This is a genomic window from Kitasatospora arboriphila, assembly GCF_039528095.1.
GTDB classification, from domain to species: domain Bacteria; phylum Actinomycetota; class Actinomycetes; order Streptomycetales; family Streptomycetaceae; genus Kitasatospora; species Kitasatospora arboriphila.
This window is the reverse complement of record NZ_BAAALD010000005.1, coordinates 17,734-30,877: the sequence shown is the minus strand read 5'-3', so window position 1 is coordinate 30,877 and position 13,144 is coordinate 17,734. Positions and strand designations below refer to the sequence as shown.

At 75.1% G+C, this 13,144-nt stretch carries 10 protein-coding genes; 4 read left to right on the top strand and 6 right to left on the bottom strand.

Going from position 1 to position 13,144, the window contains the following annotated elements:
- Window positions 1-20: 20 nt before the first annotated feature.
- Window positions 21-1,463, bottom strand: a complete 1,443-nt coding sequence (locus tag ABD353_RS04110; RefSeq protein WP_344622068.1) for an LCP family protein — start codon at window positions 1,461-1,463, stop codon at window positions 21-23.
- 564 nt (window positions 1,464-2,027) lie between these two features.
- On the opposite strand from ABD353_RS04110, the gene ABD353_RS04105 reads away from it, so the two are divergent.
- Both ABD353_RS04105 and ABD353_RS04100 read left to right on the top strand, forming a co-directional pair.
- The gene (locus ABD353_RS04105; protein WP_344622067.1) at window positions 2,028-3,068 is read left to right on the top strand and encodes a glycosyltransferase family 2 protein; all 1,041 of its coding nucleotides are present in this window, start codon (window positions 2,028-2,030) and stop codon (window positions 3,066-3,068) included.
- Between the two features lie 103 nt (window positions 3,069-3,171).
- On the top strand, window positions 3,172-3,873 hold the full coding sequence (locus ABD353_RS04100; RefSeq protein ID WP_344622066.1) for an acyltransferase: 702 nt from the start codon (window positions 3,172-3,174) through the stop codon (window positions 3,871-3,873).
- 7 nt (window positions 3,874-3,880) lie between these two features.
- Here ABD353_RS04100 and ABD353_RS04095 read toward each other — a convergent pair whose 3' ends face one another.
- The 3 genes from ABD353_RS04095 to ABD353_RS04085 all read right to left on the bottom strand — a co-directional run bounded on the left by ABD353_RS04095 (window position 3,881) and on the right by ABD353_RS04085 (window position 8,335).
- The gene (locus ABD353_RS04095) at window positions 3,881-5,443 is read right to left on the bottom strand and encodes an LCP family protein (protein WP_344622065.1); all 1,563 of its coding nucleotides are present in this window, start codon (window positions 5,441-5,443) and stop codon (window positions 3,881-3,883) included.
- Between the two features lie 208 nt (window positions 5,444-5,651).
- A complete protein-coding gene (locus ABD353_RS04090; protein WP_344622064.1) occupies window positions 5,652-7,349 on the bottom strand; it encodes an LCP family protein in 1,698 nt (565 codons plus the stop codon).
- A 194-nt stretch (window positions 7,350-7,543) separates the two neighbouring features.
- The gene (locus ABD353_RS04085; RefSeq protein WP_344622063.1) at window positions 7,544-8,335 is read right to left on the bottom strand and encodes a TIGR03089 family protein; all 792 of its coding nucleotides are present in this window, start codon (window positions 8,333-8,335) and stop codon (window positions 7,544-7,546) included.
- A 102-nt stretch (window positions 8,336-8,437) separates the two neighbouring features.
- On the opposite strand from ABD353_RS04085, the gene ABD353_RS04080 reads away from it, so the two are divergent.
- Together ABD353_RS04080 and ABD353_RS04075 are read left to right on the top strand one after the other, a co-directional pair.
- A complete protein-coding gene (locus ABD353_RS04080; protein ID WP_344622062.1) occupies window positions 8,438-9,556 on the top strand; it encodes a peptidoglycan recognition protein family protein in 1,119 nt (372 codons plus the stop codon).
- Between the two features lie 163 nt (window positions 9,557-9,719).
- Entirely contained in the window at window positions 9,720-10,628 is a 909-nt protein-coding gene (locus ABD353_RS04075) for a DNA-3-methyladenine glycosylase family protein (protein ID WP_344622061.1), read from the top strand.
- A gap of 245 nt (window positions 10,629-10,873) precedes the next feature.
- On the opposite strand, the gene ABD353_RS04070 is transcribed toward ABD353_RS04075, so the two are convergent.
- A complete protein-coding gene (locus tag ABD353_RS04070; protein WP_344622060.1) occupies window positions 10,874-12,166 on the bottom strand; it encodes a coenzyme F420-0:L-glutamate ligase in 1,293 nt (430 codons plus the stop codon).
- Window positions 12,163-13,122, bottom strand: a complete 960-nt coding sequence (gene cofD / locus ABD353_RS04065) for a 2-phospho-L-lactate transferase (RefSeq protein WP_344622059.1) — start codon at window positions 13,120-13,122, stop codon at window positions 12,163-12,165. Before cofD ends, ABD353_RS04070 begins: the two co-directional genes overlap by 4 nt.
- Between the last annotated feature and the right edge of the window lie 22 nt (window positions 13,123-13,144).

Sequence of the window (13,144 nt, the reverse complement as noted above, 5' to 3'; positions counted from 1 at the left end):
GTGCCCGCCCGCACCGCCGCTCAGCCGCAGCTGATCTCGCTGCCCGTCTCCGCCGCCACCGCGGGCCCGGGCGAGGCCGACGAGGGTGCCGACGTCGACGGCGAGGCCGGGGCCGCCGCGGGACCCGGGGCGGAGGGTGCGCCGGAAGGGGAGGCCGGTCCGCGGTAGTCGCCGCCCACCACGACCTGCAGGGTCGCCCCCAGGCCCGGGACGGGAACGAGTTCGGCACCCGGCAGGGCGGCCGCGAGGGTCTTCGCCGACTCGTCCCAGCGCGGGTCGTAGCGGACGGCCGTGCGCGTGGTCACCGTGTCCGCGTTGGAGGGGGTGCCGGTGGTGGCGAACCCCGCCCGGCGCAGCTCCTCGTCGACCCGGAACCCGAGGCCGGTGAGGCCGGTGCCGTTCAGCACCTGGACCCGGATCTGTCCGGCCGGGACGGTCCCGGCCGCGGCGGGCGCCTCGGTCGCCGCGACGGGGGAGGCGGAGGGCGCCGGCGCGGCGTGCCCGGTCAGCGGCTTCCCCTGCCGGACGGTGTCGAACAGCGCCTTCGCGGCCTTGGCGTCCCACAGCACCGTCGACCCCCACCCGGGGACCTGGTGGTCGACGTCGGACACCGGCACGGTCGCGAAGTCGGCGGAGGCCGCGGAGAGGTCCTTGAGCCGGCTCGCGAAGTCGAGCAGGGCCGAGGTGGAGAGCCCCTTGTCGGCCTTGACCGCCTTCAGCGCACTGCCGAGCACCGTGCCGAGCCGGGCCGGGTCGAGCATCACGTCCTGCGCGGTGGCCTGCCGCAGCAGCTGGGCGACGAACCGCTGCTGCCGGTGCATCCGCCCGAGGTCGGAGCTGCCGTCGACGTGCCGGGCCCGGACGTACTTGAGGGCGCCCGCCCCGTCCAGCCGGCTGGTGCCGGCCGGCAGGTCCAGTCCCGAGTACGGGTCCTTGAGGGGCTTGGCGGTGCACACCTCGACCCCGCCGAGCGCGTCCACCGCGCTGACGAAACCGAGGAAGTTGATCTGCAGGTAGTGGTCGATCCGCAGGCCGGTGGCCTGCTCGACGGTGCGGACGGTCAGCGGGGCGCCGCCCATCCCGTACGCCGCGTTGATCTTGCCCTTGGCGGCGGGGACCTGGCGGTGGGTGGCCGGGTCCTGGTGGGCCGGGATCTCCACGTAGGAGTCGCGGGGGATGCTGACCACGGTGGCCCGGCCGCCGTTCCCGGCGAGCTGCACCACCATCAGGGTGTCGGTGCAGTGGCAGGACTCGCCGCCCGCGTGCAGCACGTTCTTGAGGGTGCTCTCCGGGATGCCCTCGCGCTCGTCCGTCCCGGCCACCAGGAAGGTGGTGAGCCCTTCGTCGGCGGGCCGGTCGGAGCCGCCGCCGATGGCGTCGACCCGCTGGATCGCGTCACCCAGGCCGTGCAGCACCACCCAGCCGCCGCAGGAGGTGGCCAGCACGGCCAGTGAGAGGCCCACGGTGGCCCAGCGGCCCCAGCGGCGTAACCCGCCGCTCCGCCGCCGACCGGCGGCCGGTGGGGGAGCGGAACCGCCGTGCGCGCCGCCCCGGGGCCCGCCGCGTCCGCCGTCGGCCCCGCCACGTCCACCCGCACCCCCGAGCCCCGCACCCCCGAGCCCCGCACCGCCGACCCGCCCCCGGTCCTGCCGCCCGGTGCTGTCCCGCCCGGTACCGCCCCGACCAGCACCACCGCGACCAGCACCACCGCGGCCCGCCCCGTTCTGACCCGCCCCGTTCCGGCCCGTGTTCCCGCGGGCTGCGCCGCCCTGGCCGCCGGGGTGCCCGTGCGCGCGGCGGGGCGGCGGCGGTCCGGGACGGCGCGAGGTGGGCATCTTCGGGATGGTAGGCCCGCGGCAAGGTCGTCCGTGCCACGGCACGCCGCCCGTCACCCGCCCCGGCGAAACGTTCCACCCGGCGGATCCGGGCATCCGTCGGGCACCTGCCGGGCCCCGGCGGGACCCCGTCGGGGCGGCCGGAGGACCCTCGCCTGACACCACCCGGGCAGCGCCGGTACGGTGGGCGCGATGAACACCAAGGCTGCTGAGGAGCTGCCGGCGGTCTCCGTGATCATGCCGGTGCTCAACGAGGAACGACACCTGCGCACCGCCGTCCGGCACATCCTGGAACAGGAGTACGCCGGTGATCTGGAGGTGGTGATCGCGCTCGGCCCGTCCACCGACCGGACGGACGAGATCGCCGCCGAGCTGGTCGCCGAGGACCCGCGGGTCAAGACGGTGCCCAACCCCACCGGCCGCACCCCGGCCGCGCTGAACGCCGCGATCCGCGGCTCGCGCCACCCGATCGTGGTACGGGTCGACGGACACGGTCTGCTGACGCCGGGCTACATCGCGACCGCCGTCCGGCTGCTCGGCGAGATGGACGCCGCCAACGTCGGCGGCATCATGCACGCCGAGGGCGAGACCGAGTGGGAGAAGGCGGTCGCCGCCGCCATGACCTCCAAGATCGGCGTCGGCAATGCGGCCTTCCACACCGGCGGCCTGGCCGGCCCGGCCGAGACGGTCTACCTCGGGGTCTTCCGCCGCGAGGTGCTGGAGCAGCAGGGCGGCTACAACGAGGAGTTCATCCGCGCCCAGGACTGGGAGCTGAACTACCGCATCCGCCAGGACGACGGCCTGATCTGGTTCACCCCGCAGCTGAAGGTGACCTACCGGCCGCGGCCCAGCGTGCGGGCGCTCGCCAAGCAGTACAAGGACTACGGCCGTTGGCGCCGGGTGGTGACCCGCTACCACCGCGGCTCGGTGAACCTGCGCTACCTGGCCCCGCCGGCGGCCCTGCTCGCCTGCCTGGCCGGTCTGGTGCTGGGCGCGGCCGTCCACCCGGTGTTCCTGGTCGTCCCGGGCGGTTACGTGCTGGGCATCCTCGCCGGTTCGGTCCGCGAGGGCCGCGGGCTGTCCGCGAAGGCCCGGCTCCAGCTGCCGGTGGCGCTCGCGACCATGCACATGAGCTGGGGCTTCGGCTTCCTCACCTCGCCGCGCAGCCTCGCCCGCCGGGTGATCGCCAGCAAGCGCCCCGAGCCGATGGCCCCGCGCACCGAGAACGCCTGACCCGCCCCCGCCGGGCCGGCCGCCGTACCGCGGCCCGCCCGGCACCCCGGGGCCGGGGCGAAAACGCCTCCCCGCCGGGCCCGCCGCCGCTATCTTCGGCGCCATGGGGATCACCGAGGGGGCGGCGGACGGCACCGGCGGGCGCGCGGACGTCCGGATCGAGCCGACGGCCGACGTCGACGAGCGGGCCGTGATCGGCCCCGGCAGCACGGTGTGGCACCTCGCGCAGGTCCGCGAGCACGCCGAGATCGGTGCCGAGTGCATCATCGGCCGGGGCGCCTACGTCGGCCCCGGCGTGCACCTGGGCGACCGGGTGAAGCTGCAGAACCACGCCTTGGTCTACGAGCCCGCGGTGGTCGAGGACGGCGTCTTCGTCGGCCCGGCGGCGGTGCTCACCAACGACCTCTATCCGCGTTCGGTCGACCCCGAGGGGCGGCTGAAGCGCGGCGACGACTGGCAGGCCCGCGGGGTGACGCTCCGCCGCGGCTGCTCGATCGGCGGCCGCGCGGTGCTGGTCGCCGGTGTGACGGTGGGCCGCTGGGCCCTGGTCGCGGCCGGTGCGGTGGTGCACCGGGACGTCCCCGACTTCGCGCTGGTGGCCGGGGTGCCGGCCCGCCGTATCAAGTGGGTGGGCCGGGCCGGCGAGCCGTTGGAGCCGGCCGGCGAGGGCGTCTGGCGCTGCCCACGCACCGGCGAGCGGTACGCCGAGGCGGACGGCCTGCTGTCCCCGCTCGCGGAGAGCCCGTCCCCCCTCGCGGAGAGCCCGTCCCCGCTCGCGGAGAGCGTGGACGGGCCGTCCGCCTGAGTGTCCGTCAGTAGGTGTAGCGGTTGCCCTGCGGGACGACCGTCATGCAGTCCTTGTCGTTGTCCGAGGTCTCCGCCTCGACGGTGGTCGGCAGCGCGGTGGGCGCGGGGGCGGCGGTGAAGGCGGTGCCGCTCTTCCAGTCCGCGCCGATCACCAGGCTCAGCGTCGTGGACGTGCCGGACTCCGCCAGGGCGCTCGCCGGCAGGCCGAGCGCGGCGGCGACCACCTGGGCCTTGGCCTGCTGGCCCGCGCCGTAGGTGAGCTTGGTGGTGTCCCGGGTGCCGCCGCCGGGCGCCGTCGCCGCCTTGGTGAACCCGGCCGCGACCAGGGCCTTCTTGACGTCGCCGGCCCGGTTGGTGACCCCGGTGCCGTTCTGGACGGTGACCGCGATCGTGCTCTTCGCGGGCGCGTCGGCACCGGCCGTCGGCGAGGGCGCGGCGGCGGGGGTCGGTGAGGCGGACGCGGCCGGGCCCTTGTCGTCCAGCGGTTTGTCGGCGAGCAGCATCTTCCAGATCTGCTGCACGTCGTTCTGCTTGAGGATCAGCTTGGCCGCGGGGTTCTTCGGGTCGGGCAGCACCGGAACGGTCAGCGTCGTCGTCCGCTCGGTGGGCACCTGCTTCAGCTCGTTGCCGAGGTCGTAGAGCTTCTTGAGGTCGGCGATGTCCTTGTCGACGCTCAGCGACTTGGTGGCGGCCTCGGCGAGCGACATCAGCTGCCCGGGGTCGCTGAGCCGCCCGCTGGACTTCAGCTCGCGGATCATCGAGCTGAGGTACATGTGCTGCGCCTTGGTGCGGCCGAGGTCGGAGCCCCAGGCGTCGCGGGTGCGCAGCCACTTGAGCGCGTTCTCGCCCTGGACCTTGCTGGTGCCCTTGGGCAGCTTGAGGTCGGTGCCGCCGTGGCCGGGCTGGTAGCGGTCCCACATGTTGCGGTCCACGCAGACGGGCACGCCGCCGATGGCGTCGGCCATCCGGACCACGCCGCTGAAGTCGACCATCATGTAGTGGTCGATGTCGAGGCCGGTCAGGTTGATCCAGGTGCCGACCACGCAGCCCGGACCGCCGCGGGCGAGAGCCTCGTTGATCGGGGTGTGGGTGGTCGACTTGTAGGTCGTGCCCTTGTCGTCGTGACAGGTCGGGATCGTCACCATGGTGTCGCGCGGGATGCTGATCATCGAGGCGTTGGAGCGGTCGGCGGAGACGTGCAGCAGCATCTGGACGTCGGCCAGGCCGGGGCGGGACGCCTCGTCGGCGGAGCCGCCGAGCGCCACGTTCTCGGAGGAGGCGCGGCTGTCGGTGCCGATCATCAGGATGTTGAGCGGGGTCCGGCCCTTGGAGTCGGGTGCGGTGCGGGCGCCCTGTTCGTCCGTCAGGTTCTTGGTACCGGCCTGGATGTTGCCGTTGAGGTGCCGGTAGTACAGGTAGCCCGCGCCGCATCCCACCACCAGGGTGGCCCCGGTGGTGATGGCCACGACGCGCAGCCAGCGCCGGCCGCCCGGCCGCCGGGACGCGCCGTCCTGCCGGGCCCGCCGGGCGGCGGCCCGGCCACCGGGTATCGGCTCAACGCTCGTCATGTGGTCCGCCCAGTCTCCTGCCCCGGTGGCCGGCCGGCCGGTGGGGCGATCCCGGACCGTCCGGCGGGCACGCGGCACGGAAGCCCCCGTGCCGGCTCGGCCCGGTCTCCCCCTGGCCGGTCGGTCTACAGACAGGACGCTTCGCGCGGCCGAAAGGTTACAGAACCGACTGTGTCAGGACGGAAAATGACGTAGTGTCCCGCGGCCGCTACTTCGCGCACACATCGGTGTCGTCGGCCCGGACGCGCTGCAGGTTCTCCGGCGGCGCGGTCGGCAGCGGGACGGTGGAGGCCGGGGACGACGGGCCGGCGCCCGGCGCGGCCGGGCCCGCGGAGGCGGCCGGCGGGACGTAGTCCCGGCCGAGCACCACGACCAGGCCGTCCTCGGGGCTCAGCTTCGCGCTCTGTCGCACGGAGTCGGTGGGCAGCCCGAGGGCGGTGGCGAGCGCGGCCGCCTCCTCCGCCCGGCCTGCCGGGTAGCCGATCGAACTGGCGGCGGCGGCCTGGGTGTTGCCGCCGACGGCGGCCTTGCTGAAGCCCTTGGCCTGGAGCTCCGCGGTGGCCCGCCCGGCCTGCCGGCCGACCCCGCTGCCGTTGCGGACGGTCACCTCGACCTCGGAGGGGTCGAGCAGCGGGCCGAGCCCCGGGTGGCCGGAGGCCCGGCTGGCCGGCGTGGCCGAGGACCGCGCGGCGACACCGGCCGCCCCGACCGCGGACGCGTCGGCGGGTGCCGTGGGGGCGGCGGGGTCCAGTGAGCGGTCGGCCGCGACGAGCGCGAACAGCTGCGCGGCGTCGGGCTGGCGCAGCGCGAGCCGGCCCTTGTTCCGGGGGTCGTCCTGTACCGGCACCGTGGCGAAGGTGATGTGCCCGGCGTCGACCCTGCCGAGCTCCAGCGCGAGGTCCTTGAGCCGCCGGACGTCGTCGATCCCGGAGTCGACGGTGAGCGCCTTGGTGGCGGCGTCCGCGAGCTGCCAGAGCTTGGTGGGGCTGGTCAGGGTGTCAGTGCTCTTGATCTTGCGGATCATCGAGCTCAGGAACTGCTGCTGCAGCGGGATGCGGGTGAGGTCGCCGCCCAGGCCGACGGCGTGCCGGGTGCGGACGAAGGCCAGTGCCTCCTCGCCCTGCACCACATGGCGGCCCCTGGTCATCCGCAGGTGGGAGTCCGGGTCGTCGATGTTCTTGGCCGCGCACACCTCGACGCCGCCGACCGCCGTCGAGAGCGTCTTGACCGCCTCGAAGTTCACCATCATGAAGTGGTCGACGCGGATGCCGGTCAGCTTCTCCACCGTCGTCCAGGTGCAGCCGGGGTCGCGGCCGTCCTCGCCGAGGCTGGTGTTGAACATCGCCCGCCGCTTGCCGGGGATCCGCCGGTCCCCGGTGCGGCACTCCGGGATCTGCACCATCAGGTCGCGGGGGATGCTCAGCACGGTGGCGTTGGTGCGGTCCCGGGAGACGTGGAGCAGCAGGGTGGTGTCGGCGTGCCCGGTGCTGCCCTCGTCGCCGTAGGCGCGGCCGAGGCCGACCCGGCTGTCGGTGCCGATCACCAGGACGTTGACCGCGCCCTCGATGGCGTGCGGCCGCTCGGACTCGGTGCCGACGTGCACGTCCACCGAGGCGATGTTGGCGTTGAAGTGCTGGAACGCGAAGTACGCGCCGCCGCAGCCGGCGACCAGGGCCAGTGCGGCGGTGATTCCCGTCCAGCGGGCGAGGCGGCGGCCGCGTTCGGCGGACCGGAGGCCCCGGCGGCGCTCCGCCCGCCCGCCCTCGGCGAGGGCGGAGGCCCCGGCTCTCCGGCGGCTCCCGGGGGCCGGGACGTACGGGGAGCCGTCGGGCCGCGGACCGCTCGGGTCGGCCGCACGGGAGTAGGCGTCCGGGGCGGTGCCCGGACGCCGCTGTCCGCTGTTCATCCGGGAAACCCTAGACGAGCCCGCACGGCCGGCCGCCCGCATCGGACGGATGTGACCCGGTCCGGTGAACCGTCAGAAACGGTGGAACGCCCGCGCGTTCGGACGCCCCCGAAGGGGCCCGCCGGTGCGCGGGCGTTCCGTGGCGGGGCCGGGCCCGCCGGGTGGATCGGTCGGCCGGGTTCGGCCGTTCGGGTTCAGCCCAGGCGCAGCGTCACCCGTTCGGCGTCGATGCGCTTCTCCCACTGATCCGCCGTCAACCCCTCGGAGTTCCGGCAGAGCACCACCGAGGCGCCGGCGGCGAGCGGCGCCAGCAGCCCCGCCTCCAGCCCGGCCCAGTCGTCGTACGACAGCGTGGACAGCACCCGGTCGCCGGGGCCGATGCCCAGGCGCGCCGCACCCTCGCGGGCGAGCTGCACGGTCTGTTCGCCGGTCAGTTTCAGCGGCAGGCCGTCGATGTGGGTCTCCAGGGCCTGGGAGTCCGGGTGGACGGGCGAGTACGGTGCGAACCGGTCGCCCTGGCCGGGCACCTCGGCGGCGTAGTCGAGGAAGCCGTCCGGCCGCTGGGGGAAGCGGCCGCCCAGCGGACGGAGGGCGAGCGCCACCCGTTCGCCGGAACAGGCCTCGGCGGCCTCCAGGCCGTCGGGTCCGCTGATCACCAGGTCGGCGGAGCCGGGGTCGCCGCCGGGCACGGCGGTCACCCCGACGGACCAGCAGGCCAGCAGCCAGACCGCGGTCTGCCAGTGCGCGGGCAGCAGCAGCGCGGCGCGGTCGTCGGGGCCCGCGTTCAGCTCGTCCTGGAGGAGGTTGGCGGTCTTGGCGACCCAGTTGCCGAAGGTCTTCGCGGAGAGCTCGACCCGTTCACCGGTCGAGTCGTCGTAGAAGGTGATCAGAGGGCGGGAGGGGTCGGCATCGGAGGCACCGGGGCGCAGATAGGCGTGCAGCAGCTCGGCGGGGATGCGGGCGTCGGCAGCGAAGGGCGCAGTCATGGTGCGGTCCAGCCTACGGCCTCCTCATGGACGTCCGGCAGGGGCGTCGACCTCGGCCGAGCGGCGTGGCGGCTGAGGTTTTTTGCCGTCAATATCCGATTTATGCGCCTTGAACGAAGGGCCGCCCTCGCGGCGGCCGCCACCACGACCACCCTGCTGCTCACGACCCTCGCCGCCGTGCCCGCGCACGCGCGGCCCTCGGCGGGCGGCGTCACCACCATCCCCCTGGAGGGTTCCGGGCTCCGCGGTCCCGACACCCTCCGCGACCTCGGCCCGCGGACCACCGGCACCTTCGCCCTGGTGGGCGTCAGCTGGGACGACCCGTCGGAGACCCTCGACGGCGGCGTGCAGGTCCGCACCCGCAGCGCGACCACCGGAGAGTGGAGCGCCTGGCACGACCTCACGGCGGAACGGGACGACCGGCCGGACGAAGTCACCGGACGCGGCGCCACCGCCCCGCTCTGGGTCGGCCCGAGCAACGGCGTCGCCGTCCGGGTCAAGGCCGGCAGTCGGCCCTTCCCGGCCGGGTTACGGGCCGAACTCGTCGACCCCGGCGCCGATCCGGCCGTCACCCCCGAGCCGCGGCCCGCCGAGCCGGCCCCGCGCGCGGCCGGTGCCGCCCCGCGCCCCGGCATCGTCACCCGGGCCGGCTGGGGCGCCGACGAGTCGATCCGGGAGAGCGGCTTCGTCTACACCGGCGACGTCCGCGCGGTCTTCGTCCACCACACCGACACCGCCAACGACTACAGCTGCGGCGACTCGCCGAAGGTCATCCGGGCGATCTACCAGTACCACGTGAAGAGCCTCGGCTGGCGGGACATCGGCTACAACTTCCTGGTCGACCGCTGCGGCACGATCTACGAGGGCCGCGCCGGCGGCGTCGCCGAACCCGTCCTCGGCGCGCACACCCTCGGCTTCAACACCAACTCCGCCGGCGTCGCCGCCCTCGGCACCTACGTCACCGACGAGGCGCCGGAGGCCCAGATCGACGGCATCTCGCAGATCGCCGCGTGGAAGCTCGGCCTCACCGGCAAGGACGCCCAGGGCACCGCGACCCTCGTCTCGGCCTCCGACGGCAGCAAGTACAAGAAGGGCACCTCGGTGAAGTTCAACGCGATCTCCGGCCACCGGGACGCGTTCAACACCGAGTGCCCCGGCGAGGAGCTGTACGCCCGGCTCGGCGACATCCGCGCCTGGGCGGCCACCCTCCAGGGCCGGTGAGCCCGACCGCCCCGGACCCGACCACCGGCCGGACCCGCCGCCCCCGCGGCCGGTCCGGCCGATCCGTCGCTCCGGCCCGTGCCGGGCGCCCGGCCGCCGGGCGTATCGTTCGAGGCGCCCGCGCGGCACGGCGGGCACCGAGGACGAGAGGGAGCGAGGCGCGATGCCGGGCACGGTACGGCGGTGGCGCCCCGGCCACCCGCTCGACCTCGGCCGCACCCTCTTCCCGCTCCGGCGCGGACCCGCCGACCCGTCCTTCCGCACCACCCCCGACGGCTCGGTCTGGCGCGCCTCCCGCACCCCGGCCGGCCCCGGCACCCTGCGGATCACCCCGCGCTCCGGCGAGATCGAGGCCCAGGCCTGGGGCCCCGGCGCGGACTGGCTGCTCGACGCACTGCCCCGGCTGCTCGGCGCCGACGACGACCCCGGCGCGCTCGTCCTCCCGCCCGGCCCGCTGCGCGAGGCCCAGCGCAACCACCCCGGCGTCCGCCTCGCCCGGACGGGCCTGGTCATGGACTCGCTCGTGCCGGCCGTCCTGGAACAGAAGGTCACCACCCTGGAGGCCCACCGCGCCTGGCGGACGCTGCTGCACGACTTCGGCACCGCGGCCCCCGGACCGGTGGACGGCCTGCAGGTGGCGCCGTCCGCCCGCGACTGGGCGACGATCCCCAGCTGGGAGTGGCACCGCGCCGGGGTCGACCCGAAGCGGTCCGCGACCGTCGTCCGGGCCGCCCGCCTCGCACCGCGCCTCGAGGAGGCGTCAGGCTTCGACCACGAGCAGGCCTTCGCCCGGCTGACCGCCGTCCCCGGCATCGGGGTGTGGACGGCGGCCGAGACGCTGCAGCGCGCCAACGGGGACCCGGACGCGGTGTCCGTCGGCGACTTCCACCTGCCGAACACGGTCGGCTGGGCGCTGGCCGGGCGGCCGCGGAGCGACGACGCCCAGATGCTCGACCTGCTGGAGCCCTACCGCCCGCAGCGCCACCGCGTCTGCCAGCTCATCGGCCTCACCGGATCCCGCGCCCCCCGCTACGGCCCCCGCCTCACCCCCAACGACCACCGCCACCGCTAGCCCCACCTGCCGGAGGGACCACCCCAGGGGCGCGTGGGGAACTGCGCAACCCGGGTGCGGGCCCGTCCTGCGGGTCGGGGCAGGCAAGTCAGGGGCGCGGGGAACTGCGCAACCCGGGTGCGGCGCGCTGTGCTGACCGGGGTCGCCCTGATCAGTACGCAGCACCACCCTCGGACTGCGTAGTTCTCCCCAGCCTTCGGCCGGGAGGTGCCCCCATGCGCCGCGCTGCCCTCCGCAGGAGAGCTTCACCGAACCGTCAGGAACCGCTCCGCCGACCGTTCCGGCCGTTCCTTCGGCGGTTCCGCCGGGCGGCCGACGGCGACGGCGCCCATCGGGTCCCAGTCACCGGGCAGGTCGAGGACCTCCCGGACGGTGTCCCGGCAGAACATCGTGGACGACACCCAGGCGGTGCCGTACCCCTCGCCGGTGAGTGCGACCAGCAGGTTCTGCACGGCCGCACCGATCGCCACCGTGAACATCTCCCGTTCGGCCGCGGCGCGCCGCCCGTCCGGGTAGCTGTGCGAGCCGTCCATGACGAGGCAGGGCACCACCAGGTAGGGGGCCTTGCGCAGGACGTCCCCGCGGGCGGTCCGCCGGGCGATCCGCTCCTCGTCCCAGCCGTCGAGCTCCCGCAGGTCGCGCCGCCAGGCCGCCAGCATGGCGTCCAGCAGGGCGGTGCGGGTCCGCGGGTCCTCCAGCAGGACGAACCGCCACGGGGTGGTGTGGTGCGGTGCGGGGGCGGTGACCGCGGCGGCGACCGCGCGCCGGACGGCGGCCGGGTCGACCGGTTCGTCGGTGAAGCTGCGGACGGTGCGCCGCAGGGTGACGGCCCGGCGCAGTGCTTCGGAGGTGCCGAGGCGGAACATGTCGTCGGCGGCGGGCCGGATCAGCGGCCGGACGCCCTCGCCGTGCCCGTCGGTGACGAGGTGGCCGAGGCCGCGGACCACGGCGACGGGGGTGCCGCTGGTCTTGCCCTTCACCAGGTCGCCCGCGGCGGCGAGTTCGTCGGCGGTGGCGGTGACGGTGAGCTGCAGCAGGTTGCCGTGGCCGTCGGTGCGGCCGCGGTGGTCGTCCAGGACGGGCAGTCCGGCCGCGCCGATGGCGACGTCGGTGAGGCCGGTGCGCCAGGGGCGGCCGAAGGTGTCGGTGAGGAGGACGGCGAGCCGGCGGCCGGTGAGTTCCTGGAGCCGCTCGCGGAGGGCGCGGGCGGAGCCGTCCGGGTCCTCGGGCAGCAGCAGGACGGTGCCGGGCGGGGTGTTGGAGGCGTCGACGCCGGCGGCGGCCATCACCAGGCCGTTGCGGTTCTCGACGATCCGGGCCGGGCCCCGCCGGGCGACCACCCGGACGGTCTCGGCGTCGATGGCGGCCTCCCGGTCGGCGGCGTGCAGGACGCGGCCCTCGGCCTTGCTGACGATCTTCGAGGTGACGAGCAGGATGTCGCCGTCCTCGAAGCTGCCGTGCTTGGCGAGGAGTTCGGCGAGGTCGGCGCCGGGTGCGATCTCCGGGAGGCCGGTGACCGGGAGGATCTCCAGGCTCACGCCCGCACCTCCGCGGCGAGCTCCAGCGCGGCGCGGGCCATCGCGGCGGTCGCCGGCACGTCGGTCATCATCAGCGGGACGGCGCGGCAGCGGATGCCGGCGGCCTCGACCGCGGCGACGGCGGCCTCGTCGGCGGTGTCCACCAGCCATCCGTCCAGCAGGTCGGCGCCGTAGTGCAGGGCGACGGCGTCGGCCGCGGCCTCGACGCCGACGGCGGCCAGCACCTTGTCCGCCATGCCGCGGACGGGGGCGCCGCCGACGATCGGCGAGAGCCCGACGACCGGGGCGGCCGCGTCGGCGACCGCCCGCCGGATGCCGGGCACGGCGAGGATCGTGCCGACGGACACCACCGGGTTGGACGGCGGGAGGAGGATCACGTCGGCCTCGGCGATCGCCTCCAGGACGCCGGGGGCGGGCTTCGCGGTGTCGGCGCCGACCGGCACGATCGCCTCGGCCGCGACCTCGGCGTGCAGCCGCACCCAGTACTCCTGGAAGTGCACGGCCCGGGTTCCCCGGTCGTCGGTGATCCGCACGTGCGTCTCGACCCGGTCGTCGCTCATCGGGATCAGCCGCACGCCCGGCTGCCAGCGGTCGCAGAGCGCCTCGGTGACGGCGCTGAGCGGGTAGCCGGCGGAGATCATCTGGGTGCGGACGATGTGGGTGGCGAAGTCGCGGTCGCCGAGCCCGAACCAGTCGGGTCCGACCCCGTACGCCTTCATCTCCTCCTTGACGGACCAGGTCTCGTCGGCCCGGCCCCAGCCCTGTTCCTCGTGGATCCCGCCGCCGAGGGTGTACATCACGGTGTCGAGGTCCGGGCAGACCTTGAGTCCGAAGAGGTGGATGTCGTCGCCGGTGTTGCCGATGACGGTGATCACGTCGCCGGGGGCGACGGCCTCCTTCAGTCCGCGCAGGAAGCGCGCCCCACCGATTCCGCCAGCCAGTGCCACGATGCGCATGGGGTCATCCTGCCAGCCGGCG

What these genes read in the sequence shown, in the direction of transcription:
- ABD353_RS04085 (WP_344622063.1), bottom strand. Translation starts at nt 8,335, where the DNA reads ATGACTGCGCCCTTCGCTGCCGACGCCCGCATCCCCGCCGAGCTGCTG.
- ABD353_RS04105 (WP_344622067.1), top strand. Translation starts at nt 2,028, where the DNA reads ATGAACACCAAGGCTGCTGAGGAGCTGCCGGCGGTCTCCGTGATCATG.
- cofD (WP_344622059.1), bottom strand. Translation starts at nt 13,122, where the DNA reads ATGCGCATCGTGGCACTGGCTGGCGGAATCGGTGGGGCGCGCTTCCTG.
- ABD353_RS04075 (WP_344622061.1), top strand. Translation starts at nt 9,720, where the DNA reads ATGCCGGGCACGGTACGGCGGTGGCGCCCCGGCCACCCGCTCGACCTC.
- ABD353_RS04080 (WP_344622062.1), top strand. Translation starts at nt 8,438, where the DNA reads ATGCGCCTTGAACGAAGGGCCGCCCTCGCGGCGGCCGCCACCACGACC.
- ABD353_RS04100 (WP_344622066.1), top strand. Translation starts at nt 3,172, where the DNA reads ATGGGGATCACCGAGGGGGCGGCGGACGGCACCGGCGGGCGCGCGGAC.
- ABD353_RS04090 (WP_344622064.1), bottom strand. Translation starts at nt 7,349, where the DNA reads ATGAACAGCGGACAGCGGCGTCCGGGCACCGCCCCGGACGCCTACTCC.
- ABD353_RS04095 (WP_344622065.1), bottom strand. Translation starts at nt 5,443, where the DNA reads ATGACGAGCGTTGAGCCGATACCCGGTGGCCGGGCCGCCGCCCGGCGG.